The following is a 19,487-nucleotide window of genomic DNA, read 5'->3' on the forward strand; positions in this document are numbered from 1 at the left end:
TTCATTTTAGCATAATGCTTTCAAGTTAAGAAAATATTAATTTCTACCAGACATGACGCCTCCATCTGTATCCCAAATAGCCCCTGTTATCCATGATGCTTTATCAGACAATAAAAAAGAAATCGTATCCGCTATATCTTGTGCTTTACCGTTCCTTCCTATGGGATGAAAACCATGAAAATTCTGAAGGGCATTATGTGCTTCTTCTTTACCTCCAAAAACACTTTCGTAAACAGGTGTTTCAACCACTGCAGGTGACACCGCATTTACTCTAATTTTATGATTTGCTAACTCCATAGCCAAATGTTGTGTTAAGCTATGTAATCCCGCTTTTTGCATAGAATAAGCAGAAGAAGGTGTTGCTTTTACCGACTGTTTTGCCCACATAGAACCCACATTTACAATGGCACCTCCAGACGTTTCAGACATTTTTTTAGCTACAGATTGTGTAATAAAAAAGAAGCCACGATTTAAATCTAAATAAGAATCATAATCTGCTTTTGTATGCTCTAAAAAAGCTTTAGGTCTAAAAATACCAGATGCATTTACGAGGTAATCCAAATTATCAAATGACGCGATAGTTTCTTTTAAGCTCTCAACCTCTTCCTTATTGGTTATATTAACCTTATGCGTGAACAAATTTGAATTAGCTTCAGTTTTAAAAGCTTTCAACTTATTGCTATCAGTACCAACTACATGTACTTCCACACCTTCATTTAGTAAATTTTCAGCAGTAGCTCTTCCTATACCACTACTTCCTCCTATTATTAATGCTCTTTTATTCATTTTTTTATATCTTAAATTAATACAGCAAAAATAAAACAGGTACTTAATCAACATACTGTTATAAAAGGACAAAGAATGGTAATTTTAGGAAATGCTCATTGCTTTATCTTAAACACAATTTAAGTTAATCAAAAAACCTTTATATTTATAGATGAGTATTTGCCCATTATGATAAAATTATTTTTATATAATTGTTGGCTATGATTTAGAAAACGGGGTAAGTCAAAAACCAATTTAGAGTAAAAAATAAGGTATCAGCTTATAGTAATTTACCAAATGAAAGTAGTAAGCTGTATACAAAACAGGTTATGACAGTCCTATAATTAAACGCTAAAATCTAATTTAAAACTAAAATACCAATTGTAAACGTTACCCATCATCACAAAAAACATAATTCAAAAATGAAAACACTTACTTTTTACCTCCTATTATCTTTGACCTTAATTGCTTGTAATAGCAAAACCTCTTCTACAGAAAAAACCAATAACACGACGACACCCAAAAAAAACTTACAAAAAAGCATCATTGATTTATCGCATACCTATTCTGATGAGACTATTTATTGGGTAACCTCTCAAGAATTTAAATTGGATACCGTTTACAACGGACATACGGATAAAGGGTATTATTATTCCGCTAACAATTTTTGTACTGCAGAACATGGAGGCACTCATATAGATGCTCCAATTCACTTTATTGAAAATGGTCAAACGGTAGATGAAATTCCTCTTGAAAAATTAATTGGAAATGCCGTCAAGATTGATGTGTATTCAAAAGCCATTAACAATCCAGACTATTCAGTAAGCATAGATGACCTTAAAGCTTGGGAAACAAGTCAGAAAACTAAAATTCCAGACGAAAGTATTGTTTTATTACAAACGGGCTTCTCAAAATACTACCCAGATAAAATTAAATATTTAGGGACGGATAAACGTGGGGAAGATGCCGTTAAGTTATTGCACTTTCCCGGACTTTCTCCAGATGCTGCCAAATGGCTAGTAGAAAATCGTAATATTAAATCTATTGGTATTGACACCCCTAGTATTGATTATGGTCAATCTCACTCTTTTGAGAGTCATATTATACTTCTAGGGAAAAATATTCCTGTTTTCGAAAACCTCACTAATCTTGGTAAATTACCATTAGATGGATTTGAAGTCATTGCTTTACCAATGAAAATTGAAGGAGGATCTGGCGCTCCTTTAAGAATAATAGCTATGGTAAATGAGGAACAAAAGTAACTTAAAACAAATCCCCTTTTACGTTTATAAACATATACAAAGGAATAAAGGATACATGTTCTTTATTCCTTTCTTGTTAATAATATATAACTAAATCAAATGACAAAAATGTAGTATCTTTTACTTGCTACGTTTCGTACCCAAACCGTTAGTTGAAATACTAGTTAAATGAGAAGAAGCAAATCAAAAATTGATGTATTCAATAAAGAAACCCTCAAGTTTGTTCAAAAATTTATAACAAACAAAGGTTTACGAATTCTTGAAGTAGGTTGTGGCTCTGGTGATTTTGCCGTTGAGCTTATGAAAACTGGAATAGCTCTTACTGCTTTAGATACTGATAAAAGCGCAGTTGTATCAGCCATAAACAAGGGAGTACCGGCCAAACATCTTGATTTTTTATCTTTTAATGATGCTCCATTTGATATCATTATATTTACCCGTTCACTTCATCATATTCACAATCTTAAAGAGGCTTTAGAACATTCAAAATTACTACTGAAAAAGAAAGGTAAATTAATTATTGAAGATTTTGACCTTGAAGAAGTGGATTTAAAGACATCCAGATGGTACTATGACACTATTTCAATCTTATCTACAATCTATCGAGAAGACAAGTTTTCAAATGACATCAAAGACCCCATCAAAGCATGGAAAGATGATCATTACCACGAACCACCATTGCATACAGGAAAAAAAATGATAAAAAACATTGAGGAAAACTTTAAAATAATTAAGATTGAACGAAATGCATATCTATACCGATCCATTTGTAATTTAGTAGGAGAGCATGAAACAGAATATGATGTTACCAAAAAGATTCTGGAAATAGAAAAAGGGTTGATAGCCAACCGTTTAATTTTACCAAATGGTTTGCGTATTGTGGCTGAAAATTAAATGTACTTCAGCTAACAACAAAGAATTTTGATTCCTATTTTATTTATTGTTTTTTTATTATATAATAGAACTCATGAAATGAAAAATTTGCTTGCCGCAATTTAAATTCAGCGAAGCTAATCTTTCAATTTCACGGGAATGTCAATAACCGTTACTTATATGAAACTGAAATTTTACAAAATCATAATACTGATTTTTATTGGGCTCTATGCCTGTAATAAGCCCAATAAATATTTTATTGGAAAATGGCAAATATTAAATGTTATTGAGAATAACAAATCCATTGATTTAACTGAAAATTGGATACACTTAAAAAACAACGGAACTTTCGAGAGTTATGATGGGAATTTAAAAAAGAAGGAAAATGGTAAATGGACTTATCAATTTAGAGAAAAAGAATTATTTATAGACGGAGAAGAAGAAAAGACAGATAGCGAATGGACTTTATCTATGAAAAATGATACATTATTTTTTTATTCAACATCTGAAAACCTATATCTGATTGCTAAAAAAATAAAATAATTTATAAAACAAAAGACGACCTAAAGTAAATACCCTAGATCGCCCGTTCTCAATAATGAATTACTAGCTATTAACCTAGATTTTAAATGTTATTACCGGTAATGTTGAATGATTTGCAACGTCTTCACCTACACTTCCTTGGAAAAAATGGGACAGTCCTTTTCTTCCATGTGTTGGGATAGCAATTAAATCTGCTCCTATTTTAATTGAGGAACTTAAAATACCATCTTCAACCGTGTAATCTGAAGTATAATGAACAGCATCCATTCTGTCTAAATTTCCATCTGCTTTGGTAAAAAAATTAACAGCAAGCTTTTCTATTTCTGAAGAGTTTTTAAATTGATCGTTTGGTAAATTCACATAAACCAAATACAATTTAGACCCCATCTTATCAAACATTTTAACAGCATTCAAATAAGCTTCAATGGAATCTTCTGAAAAATCGCATGCATAGGCAACCACCTCAAAATTAACTTGAGACACATTATTCTTAACTACCAATACCGGAATATCTGCATTTCGCACAACACGTTCTGTATTAGAACCAATAAAAAACTCCTTAACACCACTGGCTCCATGGGACCCCATTACAATAAGGTCTGCGTCATACTTTTTTGCTATTTCATTAACCTCGCTAAACACCTTAAAGTGCTTAATAATTGGTGTTACTTTAATATCTTTTAGATAATCTTTTTTAAGAAAATCTTCAAATCTTTGTTCTGCTAATTTTAAAAAATAAATTATTTTTTGAGGTTGTTCTCCTCCTGCAGTAAGCATAACTTCAGACATTTCTAACATATGCAACGCTAACAATTCAGCATCATGCTCTTTAGCCAGCTTTGCTGCTGTACTTAAAGCATATTCTGAATGTTCAGAAAAATCTATTGGTACAATAATCTTCTTCATACTTTTTTAGTTTTAGATTCTCTTTTAATGAGAATGTTAATTTAACAGAAGCCTCTTCGCTAAGCATCAAGGCTTTCTTTTCGATTAAACCGTCATAGAAAACAACTGGGTGTTTGGTTGTTTTCTTTGTAATAATAAATCAAAAGCCATACAAATGTTTCTAACAAATGGTTGGCCTTTTTTAGTGATCTCAATGGTATTTGAACTAATCTTGAGCAATCCATCTACTTCCATTTCTTTTAATCTGGTAATAACATCCGATAATTCATCAAAATCGAGATTGTTTTGATCCCAGGTTGTCTTAAAACGGCACATTAGGTTAAGAATATGCTTTCTTATAATTAAATCTTCTTCATTGAGAATATGCCCTCTATAAACTGGTAAAATATCATCTTTTAACAAATCATAGTAGGCCTCAATACTTTTAACGTTTTGAGCAAATCCATACCAGCTATCACTAATAGATGATACACCTAAACCAATCATAGCCTGAGTTTTCGAAGCTGTATAGCCCATAAAATTTCGATGCAAATTACCGCTTACCATAGATTCATATAATGAATCTGTTGTTAGAGCAAAATGATCCATCCCTATTTCTCTATAACCAACTTCTGACAGTAATTGTTTTCCCAATTCGTATTGCTGTCTTTTTAATTCAGCAGATGGCAAATCGGAATCATTAAATCCTCGTTGTCCATTCCCCTTAATCCATGGCACATGAGCATAACTATAAAATGCCAATCTATCTGGTAGTAATGCTTTTGTTTTTAAAATAGTTTCCTTTACGTGTTCTAAAGTTTGAAACGGTAAGCCAAAAATAATATCATGACCAACCGAAGTATAGCCAATATCTCTAGCCATATCGGTTGCCCGTTTTACATTTTCAAAGGGTTGAATTCTATGAATTGCTTTTTGCACCGTTTCATTATAATCCTGAACACCATAGCTCACCCTTCTAAACCCAACATCATAAAGCGCTTGTAAGTGTTCTCGAGTCGTATTATTTGGGTGGCCCTCAAAACTAAACTCATAGTCATTCGCAAGTAATGAGCGTTTTAAAATACCTTTAATCAATCGCTGTAAATTTTCAGGACTAAAAAAAGTAGGTGTACCGCCTCCTAAATGCAATTCTTTAATAATTGGTTTTACATCAAATAATTCTAAGTATAAATCCCACTCTTTTAAAACAGCAGTTATATAGGGTGACTCAACACTATGTTGCTTTGTAATACGTTTGTTACATCCACAAAACGTACACAAACTCTCGCAATATGGCAAGTGAATATAAAGGCTTATACCTTCTTCTGAATTACTTTCTTTAAAGGATTGTATTAAAGACGATTTCCATTTTTTTAAAGAAAATGTCTCATCATTCCAATAAGGAACAGTTGGATAACTCGTATAACGAGGCCCAGCAATATTATATTTATTTACTAACGAATTTAACATACCTAACATTTATGTTTCAAAAGTATAGCATGTAGCACTTTAAAAATATGATATATGTCATAACGAACATTTGCAATTCGATTATTATTAGCTTAATTTCACATCGCCAAAAAAAATCAAAAAAAATGAAAAGAATAATCACCTTATTAATTGTTATTTCTATAGGAATAACTTCATGTAAACAAGAAAAAAAAGAAACAAAAACGGATGTACCAACCCAGGTAGAGGCAACAGAAAAATTTGTAGTTAAACCTGAGGCAACATCAGTAAAATGGACCGCTTATAAGACCACTGAGAAAAAGGGGGTAGCCGGTGAATTTGCTATTTTAAATTTTGAAAATAAAGAAGGGGCTTCACCTCAAGAAGCTTTAAACAATTTAAGCTTCTCAATTCCTGTTAGTAGTTTATTTACTAAAGATGAAACTCGTGATGCAAAATTAAAAGAATTTTTCTTTGGGGCTATGCTAGATACCGAGCTTTTAAAAGGTACCATTAAGTATGCTAATAATATATGCGTTGCTTCAATTACTATGAATGGTGTTACTAACGATTTACCATTAGAGGTTAGTATAACTGATGGCAGACGTGTAAGTATGACCGGTACAATGGATCTTAAAAATTGGGATGCTTTAGGAGCTTTAGAGTCAATTAGTAAAGCCTGTTTTGATTTACACAAAGGGCCTGATGGCGTTAGTAAAACTTGGGAAGATGTGGCTATAGAAGTCAGTACTTTTCTTCGTAAAAGTTAATAAAATACTTTTTTTTATTATATTAAAGCTACTTATTAAAGTAGCTTTTTTTATTTAGTTTTGTTATTTTAGAAGGATTAATTGATATATAAACCTTTAAACAATATTCATAATAGCAAATGAAAAAAATCTATTCTGTTGAAGAATATATTGAGGAACATGCTCATTTTAGTGAGGCACTAATTTTGTTACGAGATATTATTAACAGGACTGAATCTGTCGAAACCATAAAATGGAATGCGCCTGTCTATACTATAAATAATAAGAATGTTTTAGGTTTAGGCGCATTTAAAAATCATTTTGGTATTTGGTTTTTTAATGGTGTATTTCTAAAAGACAAACACAACTTACTTGTAAATGCTCAGGAAAATAAAACGAAAGCGCTAAGGCAAATGCGTTTTGAATCTGTTTCAGATATTGATAAGGATATTATTTTAGATTACGTTAAAGAAGCTATTGAAAATCAAAAGTTAGGCAAAGAAATAAAACCTGATCGCAATAAAAAAGAGACTGTCATTCCCAAGGAATTAAATAATCTATTAATAAAAAATAAGGATTTAAAAAATAGCTTTGAATCTTTATCTCCATACAAACAGCGAGAATATTGTGAGTATGTCGATAGTGCAAAACGGGAAGCGACCAAACAAACTCGCTTAGAAAAAATCACACCCATGATTTTACAAAACATGGGTTTAAACGATAAATATAAAAACTGTTAAACTGTTTTATTTTAGAATACCTATCAATAAACTCTTGACTTTTTTTATTAATTGCCAATGATACTGTTAATAATTTTCTAACATCGCAGTTTCTTATAACATATTTCTAATTAATCTTAAATAAAATGAGCCCGATATAATATATCGAGCTCATTTAAGTTAATTTTTTGTTTAACCATTCTATTTTTAAAAATGTGATATAGTTTGGTTTCTTTTTATGGTTTTAAATAAATTAAACATTGATTTAACTCAGGGTTCTGCTGTACAAGAGAATGAATAAATATTTTAAGCTCTTCAATCTCATAAGGTAGTAAACGATTTACTGCCTTTTGTACTTCTTTGCAAAACAACGTCGCATCAAAACTGACTTTTCTAAGTACAGTTTTAGTATACTCTAGCATTGCTCTTGCCATAATTAGTATTATAAGGTTTAGGTTTGTAAAAAAGTAGATTTGTTTTATAGGTTATGTCTTTTAATTAGTGAACATTAAAATTAATGAAAAATTACATAAGTTTTTTTATTTTAAATAAATTTAACATTTAAAAACGATTATCCCCATCCAATAAATCTCCTAAACCTCCTAAAATACTACCTTCTCCTTTGTCCTTTCCTCCGCCTCGTGGAGCTGATGCTAAAACACGTCCCGCTAATCTACTAAATGGTAATGATTGAATATAAACAACTCCTGGTCCTTGCAGTTTCGCAAAAAACAGCCCTTCTCCACCAAAAATCGTATTCTTAATACCACCAACAAATTCTATATCGTAGTCTACACCTTGAGTAAAACCAACGATGCATCCTGTATCCACTTTTAGTGTTTCTCCCGCTTGCAATTCTTTTTTAGCCATCGTTCCACCAGCATGAACAAATGCCATACCATCTCCTTCTAGTTTTTGCATGATGAAACCTTCGCCACCAAATAAACCTCTTCCTAATTTTTTCGAAAACTCAATACCTACACTTACGCCCTTTGCTGCACATAAAAATGCATCCTTTTGGCAAATAAACTTTCCTCCAAACTCTGTTAAATCTATTGGTGAAATTTTCCCAGGATATGGCGAAGCAAAGGATACGTTCCTTTTACCAACCAAATTATTGTAAAAAGCAGTCATAAATAAACTCTCTCCAGTAAGAATACGTTTTCCTGCTCCCAATATTTTACCCAAAAAACCAGAATCTTTTTGAGAACCATCACCAAAAATAGTTTCCATTTTTATACCATCGTCCATCATCATAAAACTGCCCGCTTCAGCTACTACGCCTTCTTCAGGGTCAAGCTCAATTTCTACATATTGCATTTCTTCTCCGTATATTCTATAATCAATTTCGTGTGCTGTCATTCTTATCGTTTTTTGTTGATTCGTTTATATGTTGATTAGTTTTAGGTTTTGTTACAAAATTCATCAAAATTCCAATAAGCATTATTTATTATTTCACAGACATTCGTAGAGAAAATACTGAGAACTGTTCACTGAATACTACTTACTGATCACTCTTCACCTTAATACTCCATTCAAAATTAAAATTTGAAACTTCTAACCCTTCTTCGTTTACACCAGTAGATTTTACCCTAATAGTTTGCCCCTCTCTTGTTTCTATGGCTTTTTTAATAGCTTCATCTATATCCTTACCATCATGACAAGTAAAGGTTATTCTCCCTATGGCTTTTTTGGTAAATGTTGCTTTATTTGAGGTCACTAACATAGAAATGCGCTTTCCAGATTCTTTAATTTTTGAAACCATTAAAGCACCCGTTGAAAGCTCTGCCGCCATCCCCTGTACAGCCCAAAACATAGATTTAAATGGGTTTTGGTTTATCCATTTGTATCGCACTGTTACCATACACTTATTAGTATCAATATATTTCGTTCTAACCCCACATAAATATGCAGCAGGTAATTTAAAAATTATGAAAGTGTTTAGTTTTCTAGGTGTTATACTCATTCTTAAAAGTTTATTTTTTCTACCCCCAAATAACAACAAACCTGCAAAGACACGCTTTATATTTTGGCGGATTTTTTAAACAATAATAAGGTTTAATTGTATTTTTGCCTTCTTTATTGATTTCTACCAAATGCCCATATTGAGGTTTTTACCGATATTTACCGACTTTATTTAGAGTGTTTAAAACAAATTTAAACATTATTTAATAGCCGTAAATTATCAGGAGTAAAAACAGATCTCTTAATTACAGTGCGGTAGTAAAGCTAGAACAATTATAGCTAACCGTAATGGAGAGCTCGCAACTTTTTTAGAGCAATTAAAGAGTGCTATAAATAGGTGTTTTTAACAAGAAACATTAAAGACTTTTCTAAGTCCTTTAAAAATAAACAGAATACATAAAACTAATTCAAAATACTATTAACTAAAACAGAGGTTTTATGAACATTATAAACAACAATATTTTATTATTAATAAGTCTATTTGGGTGAGATTGGCTATTGGTTATCCCATACAACCTTAGACTCTTTTTACGATTTAATTAAGCATTTAAAAATGTAGTTAACGTTTTTTCAAAAGTTTAAAACCAAATCGTAATGAAAGAAATATCAGTAATAGATATAACAAGAAAAAAAACACCCCTAAGTAAAAGTGGTTCCTGGCTACATCTGAATCATCTTTCAATAAGGAAATTGATGTTGAAATTGTATTAGGTAGTGTGATTAAGATAAAAATCAATAGAGTAAAACCAATCACAACCAATGAATAACCTAAGGCTTTTTTAACCATGAACCAAATATAGTTAAACCAATTTAACAGTAGAATATATGTAAAAAAAGATGAGCCAGCCCCCTGACTCATCTTTAAACTATTATAATACTCATTTTTTAGATTAATAAGACCCCTCAGTGAATTAATTATCCTACTCAATTAAGTATGAGAGCACTAAAATAAATAAGCATGTATAAATAACAACATCAAAAGAAATAAGTGATAGCAATAGATTAATAACTGTAGTTACTCGATAGCTACACAAAACATAATAATATGGACGTATTAGATTACCAAAAAAGACACTTGATAGAACACATACCTTTGATAAACCATTTTGGAAGAATCGTGTCAGAACCAACTTTATTTATACAGGATTTAGAACACTTACTTTCTGGAAGAAAACTTCCTAGTGCCCCTGCTCCTAAAATAATCGCAATCACAATAGAGACAATAATAGTAAACAACATAGAAATAAATTCTAAAGTTAAAAACCTATTAATCATGTTATTAGGAAGAAATGTAAGATATGAAAATATAATTAATCTAAAAATAGAGTAGGCAAAGATGGCTTGGAGCAAAGTGGTTAAAAAACCTTTTAAAGTAATTCACTTTCATATTATTTTTTAAATGTAGTCACCAAGTTTATTTGTTTTATAGTTATTATGCTATCATCAATTTTAGATACATTTATTTCAATTTCAGTATTCTTGTATTTTGCTATGATTTTTTTTCCTGATAGAATATACATCATATTGTAATCAAAAAATGAACAAGGGTTAGTCATGTTATCATTTTCGGGAGTATGCCATTGAACGGTACTACCAGATGTAAAATATAATGTTTCTTGAAGTTTACATTCTTCCAACGCTAAATTAGTACCATTGTTTAGTATTACTTTGTCTATTTCCCAAAGTCCAAATAATAGTGATGAGTTTATATTGTTTTCATCAGTATTTGAACAAGAGGTTAATAGTAGTGTAATTGTAAATAGGTTAATGATTTTTTTCATATTTTATTTAATGAGGTAATCTAATACCTGTAGCGCAATGGAGTGGGAAATAAAAAGATGAACCAAAAACTAGTCCATCTTTTTAATTGCTTATGAATTTTATGGTTATGTTCTTTTGCCTCAAAAACAACAACCTTTTGAATAAAAATAATTAAATCATTGATATTATAACATATAAAAGTAACAATCGGTAACAATTAATTTATAACTGTAGCTAAAAAAAAGACGAACTAATCAAAGTTCATCTTTTTTAACAGGCTTACTAACTCAATCCAAAGACTAAGTGATAGTAAATTATGTATAAAACAAGAAAATACAACATCAAAAATAATAACTGGTAAGACTTAATTAATAGTTGTGATAAAAAAGGCGAGCCGAAGCCCACCTTTTGCTGACTAACTCTCAAAACCTATCTAACATATGTATGAGAAGAAGCCGCTAAACTAGTTAGGCTAACAATGAGTACAACCTTAAAAGCAACAAGTGACAACAATTAATCAATAACTGTAGTTTTCTTAAATTTATACTTATATTAATGCTAATTAAAAGGTTGTTGTACCTTCGTACTTTATGATTATATCTACAAACCAGTGTATTTGTGATAAAGCTTATTCCATCCATTTAGAACACCAATCAAGTAAAATACTTTAAGGGCTAATGTAAAAACGAAAGGCGGGATGTTGTTGGGACAAGCGAGACATTTCGCCTTCATCCTAGTCATAAAATAACCAATCCTAGGTATGTTGATTATCCCTTTCTTATCTAACAAATCATCATGCATCAATCCCATAAAACATTGCATGAAAACATTATGATCTAGTCCAGGTCTGTATTCTACCAAACAGTCGAGTACAGTATCTTTATTGTTTGATGCTACGTGTGCTACTCCGGCAAGAACAGTTATGCTTTCTCCTTCCTTTGCGATACGAGTTTTCCCGCCCATGAATAGTTCAATCTCACCCTGTTTTACATGAAAAACTTCATCTTGATTTAGGTGTATGTGTTCGAGAGGTACATGTCCCTTTGGTTGAACAGTCCACTGCATTACCAGTGCCTCTTTGTTAAAGGAAATAGTCCTGAAGGTTTCTCCAGTTATAGAATTGGTACAGGGTTCGTAAATATTGATTGCCATGTGTTCAGTTACCAAAAAGAATAATTCAACTGCAACGTTAGGCTAGGGTAATTCAACGATCCAAAATTTAAGTCAGAACTTTTTTCTAATGTAGGATTTACAAAAAGATCAATAATCGTTTGCCCAATAAATGAATTGGACTCTATATTAACGGAATTTGCAATGTTAAAGTTATATGAAAAAAGCGCACTAATTGAAATTCTTGGCAAAGATTCGAAACGAAATGTTTTGCCTAACGCAAATTGCAATTGGGTAAGGTCAATTATAGGGTGGAGGATTTTTTCATTATAAAAAGGCCTTAATAAAATCGAATTTTTGATAAGGTTTTCTAGCAAGAGCAAATCACTAAATTGACCTTCTAAGTCTAAGTTGGTAATCAACTCATTTGCTGTGCCTGAAATACTGAATCTTTGAAATTGGATAGATATTAAACCAAAAAAATCGGTTTTAAGATGTTGATAACCTAAACCTATCTCTATCACAGAACCACTATTTAGTCTTTTTTTGATAAAATCACGTCTTGCTTTTTCGTCTGGTTTATCGTTTGGTGCGAAATTAAGTAACAAAGCCAGATATTCTTTTGAGTATATACCCCAACTTGCTTTTATCATAATACCATTTTTATGGATATATTGATACCCGAAAGCATGTTGTATAGGGAACTCTGTTTTTAGAAATAGATGGGAATTATACGAAGATTTTTCGATTTTTTGTCTCTCTTTTTCTTGTGCATAACCTTTTAAAATCACAAACACAAAAAGGAAATTTAACAATATGCGTCTAAATTTTATCATAATTGATCTGAAAAATAGAAACAGATTATTATAAAGAAACATTATTTGTGGAACTCCAATTAATAAAGCTAAACAAGAACATTTTTTTAATTTAAATGATTATTTCAAAAATAAAAGCCTTTGGAAAACTTACAATAAAATAAATGCAATAAACCCTTCTTACAATCTCAAAAACAATAAGTGGTAATATTTAATTAATAACTGTAGAATACGTTTAAAAAAGGAGATGAGACACCCCTTAGTGTCTCATCTAATCTTAGCCGACACCTGTAAAGTTTAAAGACCTACCAAAAAACTAAAAGATACAGATAATGACAGTTTCAAAATTAGTCATGATAACAAGGAGAACAATATCAAAAGCAATAAATGGTAGTAATTAATTAATAACTGTAGGTTACCATTCGCTATCAGGTCCATAAGTGTCGTCATCATCAAAACCAAAAAGATGCCTGTTTCGATAACAGAAAATTATAGTAATAAGAAGAATTAATACTGAAACAATTACATACATAAATCAAAGATAGCAAAACGAAATATTATGACTGAATTAGAGCTTTATAAATTCATTAATAAAAATCATGTCGAATGGGTATAAAAGAGATAATGAAAGGTCGGAGGATATAGTTATTTTTCCTGGCTATTCAGAATTACATGGTTTAAACAAAATATTATCGCCTTGCAGTTACGATGATGGTGGTATTGAATGTGCCTTAATGGATGGGTATGTTGCAATTTGGATGAAAGACATTTGCGAATATCATGGAATTGAATGCTCCAAAGTATTTATTGGTGAAAATTGGGACAGCTAAAAAACAGTAGTTAATCACTGTATCTATTTACAATTAAAGTAAATACGATAAAAAACATAGAACATCCAAGAGCAGAAAACCAAAATAACCAACCAAGTAACAAACTTATTAATGCTCTTGTATAAATATTTTTTAAATAAGCCACTAACCAAATATAGTAAAACTAAAAAAACAGTAGGGTATGAAATAAAAAAAATGCCCAAACGATAGCTACTAACCCGAGGCTATCTTCATATACAAAAACAAATAAATATCCTTTCCTTTTAATGAAAAGGTATCATCTCTATAGATACAAAAAGCAAAATACAAGAACACGTGAACTTAGCGATCCCCTATTTAGTATTTAGAGAATTGAGCGCTTTTGGAGAATCCAGATTTAGTAAAATGCGATAGGGTTAAAGGGATTGGCTCTTGCTGAATTAAATAAGTGCGAGGAGTTATTATAAAACAATAAATAACTGATTTTTATCATAGTTGGAGCCTTGGTGATTATTTACCTTGATCCGCTATAATCAAACAAGTTTTTGAAAATGAAATTCGTCTCAATCAAAAGAATCGCTTTTGGTGAACTGATGATAAAACCACTGATAGTTTTTGTAGTTGGGGCTAATCTTTTTAAAGCTTGCATGGAAATCCTTAATGTTCGTGTCAAAGCAAACAGTCATGTTGTCCTTGTTGGCCACATATAGTTTTTTAATCCTCTCATTCATCGCTACAAATTTACTTTTCGTAAATGATGATAAAGGTGCTCATATTTACACAATGTAACAGAATCAACTATAAATTGTTCTAGCAGGATCAAAAAATATTAATTATGGAAATAGTATTAGAGAAAATCTATCTGAAAATCAAACAATACAAAAGTGATATTCGAGAAATAGAACTAGCGATTGCTTATCTGTCAGATAAAATAATAATAGCTAATCTAGAAGGTAAGAAACAATCTTTGGAAAGGGTTATTGAGGATTTACAAACATTAATACAGGATTATAAATAAAAGCTTTAACAATGGAAGACACAGCAGAAAAATTAATAAAGGATTTCATAGACTGGAGCAACAAATATCCAAGAGAAAGAATCTACTCCATTGATCTAAAAAATAAAATGGAGGAAGAATTGGTAAAACTAGAAAAGAGAGCTAGAGCATTGAATCTATAGTTTTAGCAGCATCATTATCTCTGGCAATATCAATAACTTCAAAACCTTGTTCTCTATACTTATTATAGATCTCCCATGCATAAGACATTTCTTTAACTGTAACTAATATAATATTATGTACACATGGCTATTCTATATTTTCTCTTTTGTATATCACAAAAATCTTCAATTTTTCTAACCAGTACTACTAAACAAGAAATGGTATAATTTGTTTATAAAAGAAAGTACTATCTTCGGCTCTTACATTTGTACAAATACATGAGCAATATTAATACGGTAGAAGACATTTTAGCTAAACTCATTTCATTTCCAGTATTGGGAGGGGAAAGTAATTTAAGCATCATCAATTGGGTTCAAGATTATATTGAATCCCATAATGTAACGGTTCATATGGTTCCTAATGAAGCGGGGAACAAAGCATCTTTACATTGCAGAATCGGACCGGCTGTAGATGGAGGCCTTATACTTTCAGGTCATACAGATGTGGTTCCTGTTGAAGGTCAAGATTGGGATACCAATCCGTTTGAATTAGTTGATAAAGGTGATGGTAAACTTTACGGCAGAGGTTCTTGCGACATGAAAGGCTTTCTTGCAACCTGTCTTGTCATGTTGCCGGAAATAGTAAAGGCCAATTTAATTAAACCCATATATTTTGCTTTCTCTTATGATGAAGAAGTTGGTTGTTTGGCGGCACCAGATTTGATAGAACATATAAAAAAAACCTATGCTGAAACTCCAAAGTATGCACTTATAGGCGAACCTACTCTTATGGAACCTATCGTTGGACAAAAAGGCATTTATATTTTAGAAACGGCTGTTAATGGTTCTGCAGGACATAGCAGCAGAATTAAACAAGAAGTAAGTGCCATTCACGAATCTGCAAGACTTATACTATGGCTAGAAAATAAAATGAACGATTTAATAGATACTGGTCGCATAGACAATCGTTTCAATCCGCCACATACTTCAATTCATATTGGGCAATTTAAAGGTGGTATTGCTCCAAATGTTATTGCTGACAAGGCTTCATTTTTTTGGGATTTGCGTACCATCCCAATGGATGACACCGAAAGTATTATTGCAGAATTTGATGCGCATTGTAGAACACGAGAACAAGAACTCAAAGCTATATATCCCGATTTTAAAATTAAAACTGTGGAAGACCATTGGCCTGTACCACCGTTAGACACTAAAGAAACTGATGATGTGGTGTCAATAATAAAAAAAATATCAGGGCACTCAAAAGTAAATACAGTTGCCTATGCCTCTGAAGCTGGTCAATTTAAAAACGGTGGCTTCCAGAGTGTTATCTGCGGACCTGGCTCCATCATTCAGGCACATAGAGCCAATGAGTTTATCACTAAAGATGAATTGAAAAAAGGAATGAAAATGATTTCTAAATTAATTATAGAAATGTCACATCCTGATTTTACATAAGTCAAAGTTAGAATATTTAGTGACTAGTCGGAAACAGACTATTTTTATCATGAGGAATCTCATTATTTTAAGATTTCTCGTCACTCGTTCCTCGCTCTGTCGAAATGACAAGATTCTTTTGAAAGTTTATAGAAATTAAAGTAACTGTAATAAAATTGCAGGGGTTTAACCTTTAACTTGATAATAAAAAGTCAGTAGTTTTATTATTTTCAAGGCTATTTTCAAATTACGTACGACATTTGTGTATATGAAACACGTGGTCGTTTTTTACTAAGTTATCAAATAGATAGATCATTGTTAAATGTTAATATTTTGTTAAATTTAAGTACTATGCGTAACATAATACCTTCTTTTAGACATATATTTGTATAAGAAACTATTATACGTTTTAAAATCATGTTAGATAATCATCAAAAAAACATCGCAACATTTATTCATTTATCAACCTTCAGCAGGTTTATAATTCCATTTGGAAACTTGATTGGCCCTATTATTCTTTGGGTTGCTAATAAGGATAAATCTGAATTTGTAGATAACCATGGTAAACAGGCTATCAATTTTCAAGTTAGTATTTTACTATACGCACTTATTTTAGGAACTTTAACCATTCCATTTTTTATTTTTAAAATATTTAATGGTATCGACTTTATAGATTTTCATGGGTTTCATGATTTTCATATCAATATTGGTAAGCCTTCTCCTCTACTCTATATTGGTGGTGGCTTAGGGGTTTTAGCCATTATAGGTTTCATACTGGAACTTGTTTTTATTATTAATGCAAGCTTAAAAGCCAGAGATGGTGAGTTATACAATTATCCATTAACAATCAATTTTTTAAAATAATATATACTGAACTCCTATACTGAGCTTAGTCGAAGTAAATTTCAGTTTTTCATCAATAAAATCAATCATAATCAATCAAAAAATGAACAGTTTCATAATATTAAAACGCTTTAGAATATGAAGATAGAAAACACAAAAGCACAAATGCGTAAAGGTGTGCTAGAATTTTGCATACTTTCTGTCTTAAAAGACGACGATGCCTATGTAGCAGAAATTTTAGGCACTCTTAAGGACGCTAAGTTGCTTGTAGTAGAAGGCACTATTTATCCTTTACTAACCCGACTTAAAAATGCAGGACTTTTAAATTACAGATGGGAAGAGTCGACCTCTGGACCTCCAAGAAAATATTATGGATTAACAGAAACAGGAAAATTGTTTCTTAAGGAATTAAATACGACCTGGAGTGAATTACAAAACGCAGTAAACATAGTAACAAGCCAAAAAACAACAAAAAAATGAATAAAACTGTCAACATAAATTTAGCTGGTATATTTTTTCATATCGATGAAGATGCATACTTAAAATTACAACGCTATCTTGAGGCTATAAAACGTTCATTTACAGATTCTCAAGGTCGTTCTGAAATCATATCAGATATTGAAGCGCGTATTGCAGAGCTTTTTAATGATCGCGTACAGAATAATAAAGAAGTTATACGTATTAAGGAAGTAGATGAAGTTATTTCAATCATGGGACAACCTGAAGATTATTTGGTTGACGATGAAATTTTTGAAGATGAACCTCAAACGTCATATAAGCGTAGAACTTCACCTTCTAAAAAACTATTCAGAGATACAGACAACTCTTATGTTGGAGGGGTATCATCTGGATTAGCACATTACTTTGGTATTGATACTATTTGGATTCGTTTAGCCTGGATTATCCTAATCTTTGGAGCTGGTACAGGTATTCTTCTGTATATTTTATTATGGGTTTTAGTACCAGAAGCAAAAACAACGGCAGAGAAAATAATGATGACGGGGGAACCTGTTACTATTAGTAACATTGAAAAAAAAATTAAAGACGGTTTTGAAAACGTAACAGATGTTGCAAAAAATGTCACCGATTCTGTTGGAGCTGCAGCTAAGAATGTTTCAGATTCTGTTTCAAACGCAGCCAAAAATGTAGATTTTCAAAAGCAAGGAAGCAAGATTAAATCAAGTTCTAAAACATTTTTTGATACGCTTGGAGAAGTGATTATGTTCTTTTTTAAAGTGTTTGCTAAGTTTATTGGCGTTATACTAATGTTTACAGGAGCAATAGCCATCATATCTCTAATAATTGCTCTATTTTCTTTAGGGGTTGTTAATGTTATTCATATTCCTGGTCTCGATCTTGTAGATATTGTTAATGCCGGAAATACACCTGTATGGTTAGTATCTTTATTTACCTTTTTCACTGTTGGAATTCCTTTCTTTTTTCTATTCTATTTAGGGTTAAAAATACTGATAAACAATCTGAAATCGATTGGTAATATCGCTAAATTCACTTTACTGGGTCTATGGTTAATATCTACTATTGGTTTGGTAGTTATAGGCATAAGGCAAGCGAGTGAACATGCCTTTAATGAGCGTGTTATTGCTAAGCAAGAATTAAACATCACTGCAAACGATACTTTAAAAATTAAAATGGCAGAAAATGACCTTTACATGAACAGTTATTATAGAAATAATTCGTTTAAAGTGCTGAATAACGAAAACGGAGAAAAAACTATTTATAGGTCAGATATCAGAATCATAGTTAAATCTACTACCGATTCTTTAGCCAAAATAGGTATTGAGAAAAGTGCTGATGGCAGTAATTATGAAAAAGCTATTGAACGCGCCAAAAATATAAGTTACAACTATGCCTTTAATGGAAATGAATTATTATTAGATTCTTATTTAGCTACACCAGCTGAAAACAAATTTAGTGATCAGGAAATTGTTGTTATTCTCTATTTACCAGAAGGAAGTATTGCTAATTTTGGTAATACCACAAAATCATTTTTAAATTATAGAACCTATAACGGGAATATTGTATCCTCAGGTGATACAAATCATTATTTACAAATTACAGATGGGGGTATTACATGTTTGGACTGCCCCGTTGAAAAACCTTCTAGTATAAAGATTGATATTCATGATGATGATTCCAGCGTTAAATTAGATAGTACTGGCTTAGAGATAAAAGACGATGACGTCAGCATAAAAGTAGATGCGAAGGGTCTTTCTGGAGAAGACGATGCTATTAAAGTTAAAATAGATTCAGACGGTATTAATATAAAATCAAAGGACAATTAACAGTTCATCAATAAAAACAAACAACTCAGATATTTAAATTA

The 19,487-nt window shown here is 31.3% G+C and carries 22 protein-coding genes; 13 read left to right on the forward strand and 9 right to left on the reverse strand.

Annotated elements, in window-relative coordinates:
• Positions 1–36: 36 nt before the first annotated feature.
• Positions 37–786: an SDR family NAD(P)-dependent oxidoreductase gene (locus Q4Q47_RS02625; RefSeq protein ID WP_303305101.1), complete on the reverse strand. Its 750-nt coding sequence runs from the start codon at positions 784–786 to the stop codon at positions 37–39.
• A gap of 401 nt (positions 787–1,187) precedes the next feature.
• Here Q4Q47_RS02625 and Q4Q47_RS02630 point away from each other — a divergent pair, with 401 nt between their 5' ends.
• The 3 genes from Q4Q47_RS02630 to Q4Q47_RS02640 all read left to right on the forward strand — a co-directional run bounded on the left by Q4Q47_RS02630 (position 1,188) and on the right by Q4Q47_RS02640 (position 3,443).
• Entirely contained in the window at positions 1,188–2,027 is an 840-nt protein-coding gene (locus tag Q4Q47_RS02630) for a cyclase family protein (RefSeq protein ID WP_303305102.1), read from the forward strand.
• A 168-nt stretch (positions 2,028–2,195) separates the two neighbouring features.
• Entirely contained in the window at positions 2,196–2,921 is a 726-nt protein-coding gene (locus tag Q4Q47_RS02635; protein WP_303305103.1) for a methyltransferase domain-containing protein, read from the forward strand.
• 159 nt (positions 2,922–3,080) lie between these two features.
• Positions 3,081–3,443, forward strand: a complete 363-nt coding sequence (locus tag Q4Q47_RS02640; RefSeq protein WP_303305104.1) for a hypothetical protein — start codon at positions 3,081–3,083, stop codon at positions 3,441–3,443.
• A gap of 75 nt (positions 3,444–3,518) precedes the next feature.
• On the opposite strand, the gene Q4Q47_RS02645 is transcribed toward Q4Q47_RS02640, so the two are convergent.
• Entirely contained in the window at positions 3,519–4,349 is an 831-nt protein-coding gene (locus Q4Q47_RS02645) for a universal stress protein (protein WP_303305105.1), read from the reverse strand.
• Between the two features lie 84 nt (positions 4,350–4,433).
• Complete coding sequence (gene hemN / locus Q4Q47_RS02650; protein WP_303305106.1) at positions 4,434–5,798, reverse strand: oxygen-independent coproporphyrinogen III oxidase; 1,365 nt, start codon at positions 5,796–5,798, stop codon at positions 4,434–4,436.
• A gap of 125 nt (positions 5,799–5,923) precedes the next feature.
• Here hemN and Q4Q47_RS02655 point away from each other — a divergent pair, with 125 nt between their 5' ends.
• Together Q4Q47_RS02655 and Q4Q47_RS02660 are read left to right on the forward strand one after the other, a co-directional pair.
• On the forward strand, positions 5,924–6,547 hold the full coding sequence (locus Q4Q47_RS02655) for a YceI family protein (RefSeq protein WP_303305107.1): 624 nt from the start codon (positions 5,924–5,926) through the stop codon (positions 6,545–6,547).
• Between the two features lie 119 nt (positions 6,548–6,666).
• Positions 6,667–7,266, forward strand: coding sequence for a YdeI/OmpD-associated family protein (locus Q4Q47_RS02660; RefSeq protein ID WP_303305108.1), 600 nt, complete (start codon positions 6,667–6,669; stop codon positions 7,264–7,266).
• A 215-nt stretch (positions 7,267–7,481) separates the two neighbouring features.
• On the opposite strand, the gene Q4Q47_RS02665 is transcribed toward Q4Q47_RS02660, so the two are convergent.
• The 3 genes from Q4Q47_RS02665 to Q4Q47_RS02675 form a co-directional block, all read right to left on the reverse strand.
• On the reverse strand, positions 7,482–7,679 hold the full coding sequence (locus Q4Q47_RS02665; RefSeq protein WP_303305109.1) for a hypothetical protein: 198 nt from the start codon (positions 7,677–7,679) through the stop codon (positions 7,482–7,484).
• A 127-nt stretch (positions 7,680–7,806) separates the two neighbouring features.
• A complete protein-coding gene (locus Q4Q47_RS02670) occupies positions 7,807–8,607 on the reverse strand; it encodes a TIGR00266 family protein (protein ID WP_303305110.1) in 801 nt (266 codons plus the stop codon).
• A 142-nt stretch (positions 8,608–8,749) separates the two neighbouring features.
• Complete coding sequence (locus tag Q4Q47_RS02675; protein WP_303305111.1) at positions 8,750–9,211, reverse strand: DUF4442 domain-containing protein; 462 nt, start codon at positions 9,209–9,211, stop codon at positions 8,750–8,752.
• A 1,044-nt stretch (positions 9,212–10,255) separates the two neighbouring features.
• Here Q4Q47_RS02675 and Q4Q47_RS02680 point away from each other — a divergent pair.
• Complete coding sequence (locus Q4Q47_RS02680; protein ID WP_303305112.1) at positions 10,256–10,540, forward strand: hypothetical protein; 285 nt, start codon at positions 10,256–10,258, stop codon at positions 10,538–10,540.
• 58 nt (positions 10,541–10,598) lie between these two features.
• Here the strand turns inward: Q4Q47_RS02680 and Q4Q47_RS02685 are convergent, their stop codons facing one another.
• From Q4Q47_RS02685 to Q4Q47_RS02695, 3 genes are all read right to left on the reverse strand, one after another.
• Positions 10,599–10,991, reverse strand: coding sequence for a lipoprotein (locus tag Q4Q47_RS02685; protein ID WP_303305113.1), 393 nt, complete (start codon positions 10,989–10,991; stop codon positions 10,599–10,601).
• A 580-nt stretch (positions 10,992–11,571) separates the two neighbouring features.
• The gene (locus Q4Q47_RS02690) at positions 11,572–12,123 is read right to left on the reverse strand and encodes a cupin domain-containing protein (protein WP_303305114.1); all 552 of its coding nucleotides are present in this window, start codon (positions 12,121–12,123) and stop codon (positions 11,572–11,574) included.
• Between the two features lie 8 nt (positions 12,124–12,131).
• On the reverse strand, positions 12,132–12,734 hold the full coding sequence (locus Q4Q47_RS02695) for a hypothetical protein (RefSeq protein WP_303305115.1): 603 nt from the start codon (positions 12,732–12,734) through the stop codon (positions 12,132–12,134).
• Positions 12,735–13,495: 761 nt separating this feature from the next.
• Here Q4Q47_RS02695 and Q4Q47_RS02700 point away from each other — a divergent pair.
• From Q4Q47_RS02700 to Q4Q47_RS02730, 7 genes are all read left to right on the forward strand, one after another.
• The gene (locus tag Q4Q47_RS02700; protein ID WP_303305116.1) at positions 13,496–13,726 is read left to right on the forward strand and encodes a hypothetical protein; all 231 of its coding nucleotides are present in this window, start codon (positions 13,496–13,498) and stop codon (positions 13,724–13,726) included.
• 814 nt (positions 13,727–14,540) lie between these two features.
• Positions 14,541–14,723, forward strand: coding sequence for a hypothetical protein (locus Q4Q47_RS02705; RefSeq protein WP_303305117.1), 183 nt, complete (start codon positions 14,541–14,543; stop codon positions 14,721–14,723).
• A gap of 11 nt (positions 14,724–14,734) precedes the next feature.
• On the forward strand, positions 14,735–14,884 hold the full coding sequence (locus tag Q4Q47_RS02710) for a hypothetical protein (protein WP_303305118.1): 150 nt from the start codon (positions 14,735–14,737) through the stop codon (positions 14,882–14,884).
• A 258-nt stretch (positions 14,885–15,142) separates the two neighbouring features.
• The gene (argE, locus tag Q4Q47_RS02715; protein WP_303305119.1) at positions 15,143–16,321 is read left to right on the forward strand and encodes an acetylornithine deacetylase; all 1,179 of its coding nucleotides are present in this window, start codon (positions 15,143–15,145) and stop codon (positions 16,319–16,321) included.
• Between the two features lie 396 nt (positions 16,322–16,717).
• Positions 16,718–17,164, forward strand: a complete 447-nt coding sequence (locus tag Q4Q47_RS02720; RefSeq protein ID WP_303305120.1) for a DUF4870 domain-containing protein — start codon at positions 16,718–16,720, stop codon at positions 17,162–17,164.
• Positions 17,165–17,281: 117 nt separating this feature from the next.
• On the forward strand, positions 17,282–17,623 hold the full coding sequence (locus Q4Q47_RS02725; RefSeq protein ID WP_135878774.1) for a PadR family transcriptional regulator: 342 nt from the start codon (positions 17,282–17,284) through the stop codon (positions 17,621–17,623).
• Positions 17,620–19,446: a PspC domain-containing protein gene (locus tag Q4Q47_RS02730; RefSeq protein WP_303305121.1), complete on the forward strand. Its 1,827-nt coding sequence runs from the start codon at positions 17,620–17,622 to the stop codon at positions 19,444–19,446. Before Q4Q47_RS02725 ends, Q4Q47_RS02730 begins: the two co-directional genes overlap by 4 nt.
• Positions 19,447–19,487: the final 41 nt, after the last annotated feature.

This window comes from Flavivirga spongiicola, from assembly GCF_030540825.1.
GTDB classification, from domain to species: domain Bacteria; phylum Bacteroidota; class Bacteroidia; order Flavobacteriales; family Flavobacteriaceae; genus Flavivirga; species Flavivirga spongiicola.

Excerpts from the sequence above, each read along its gene's own strand:
- Q4Q47_RS02625 (WP_303305101.1), bottom strand. The coding sequence starts at position 786 with ATGAATAAAAGAGCATTAATAATAGGAGGAAGTAGTGGTATAGGAAGA.
- Q4Q47_RS02630 (WP_303305102.1), top strand. The coding sequence starts at position 1,188 with ATGAAAACACTTACTTTTTACCTCCTATTATCTTTGACCTTAATTGCT.
- Q4Q47_RS02635 (WP_303305103.1), top strand. The coding sequence starts at position 2,196 with ATGAGAAGAAGCAAATCAAAAATTGATGTATTCAATAAAGAAACCCTC.
- Q4Q47_RS02640 (WP_303305104.1), top strand. The coding sequence starts at position 3,081 with ATGAAACTGAAATTTTACAAAATCATAATACTGATTTTTATTGGGCTC.
- Q4Q47_RS02645 (WP_303305105.1), bottom strand. The coding sequence starts at position 4,349 with ATGAAGAAGATTATTGTACCAATAGATTTTTCTGAACATTCAGAATAT.
- hemN (WP_303305106.1), bottom strand. The coding sequence starts at position 5,798 with ATGTTAAATTCGTTAGTAAATAAATATAATATTGCTGGGCCTCGTTAT.
- Q4Q47_RS02655 (WP_303305107.1), top strand. The coding sequence starts at position 5,924 with ATGAAAAGAATAATCACCTTATTAATTGTTATTTCTATAGGAATAACT.
- Q4Q47_RS02660 (WP_303305108.1), top strand. The coding sequence starts at position 6,667 with ATGAAAAAAATCTATTCTGTTGAAGAATATATTGAGGAACATGCTCAT.
- Q4Q47_RS02665 (WP_303305109.1), bottom strand. The coding sequence starts at position 7,679 with ATGGCAAGAGCAATGCTAGAGTATACTAAAACTGTACTTAGAAAAGTC.
- Q4Q47_RS02670 (WP_303305110.1), bottom strand. The coding sequence starts at position 8,607 with ATGACAGCACACGAAATTGATTATAGAATATACGGAGAAGAAATGCAA.
- Q4Q47_RS02675 (WP_303305111.1), bottom strand. The coding sequence starts at position 9,211 with ATGAGTATAACACCTAGAAAACTAAACACTTTCATAATTTTTAAATTA.
- Q4Q47_RS02680 (WP_303305112.1), top strand. The coding sequence starts at position 10,256 with ATGGACGTATTAGATTACCAAAAAAGACACTTGATAGAACACATACCT.
- Q4Q47_RS02685 (WP_303305113.1), bottom strand. The coding sequence starts at position 10,991 with ATGAAAAAAATCATTAACCTATTTACAATTACACTACTATTAACCTCT.
- Q4Q47_RS02690 (WP_303305114.1), bottom strand. The coding sequence starts at position 12,123 with ATGGCAATCAATATTTACGAACCCTGTACCAATTCTATAACTGGAGAA.
- Q4Q47_RS02695 (WP_303305115.1), bottom strand. The coding sequence starts at position 12,734 with ATGATAAAAGCAAGTTGGGGTATATACTCAAAAGAATATCTGGCTTTG.
- Q4Q47_RS02700 (WP_303305116.1), top strand. The coding sequence starts at position 13,496 with ATGTCGAATGGGTATAAAAGAGATAATGAAAGGTCGGAGGATATAGTT.
- Q4Q47_RS02705 (WP_303305117.1), top strand. The coding sequence starts at position 14,541 with ATGGAAATAGTATTAGAGAAAATCTATCTGAAAATCAAACAATACAAA.
- Q4Q47_RS02710 (WP_303305118.1), top strand. The coding sequence starts at position 14,735 with ATGGAAGACACAGCAGAAAAATTAATAAAGGATTTCATAGACTGGAGC.
- argE (WP_303305119.1), top strand. The coding sequence starts at position 15,143 with ATGAGCAATATTAATACGGTAGAAGACATTTTAGCTAAACTCATTTCA.
- Q4Q47_RS02720 (WP_303305120.1), top strand. The coding sequence starts at position 16,718 with ATGTTAGATAATCATCAAAAAAACATCGCAACATTTATTCATTTATCA.
- Q4Q47_RS02725 (WP_135878774.1), top strand. The coding sequence starts at position 17,282 with ATGAAGATAGAAAACACAAAAGCACAAATGCGTAAAGGTGTGCTAGAA.
- Q4Q47_RS02730 (WP_303305121.1), top strand. The coding sequence starts at position 17,620 with ATGAATAAAACTGTCAACATAAATTTAGCTGGTATATTTTTTCATATC.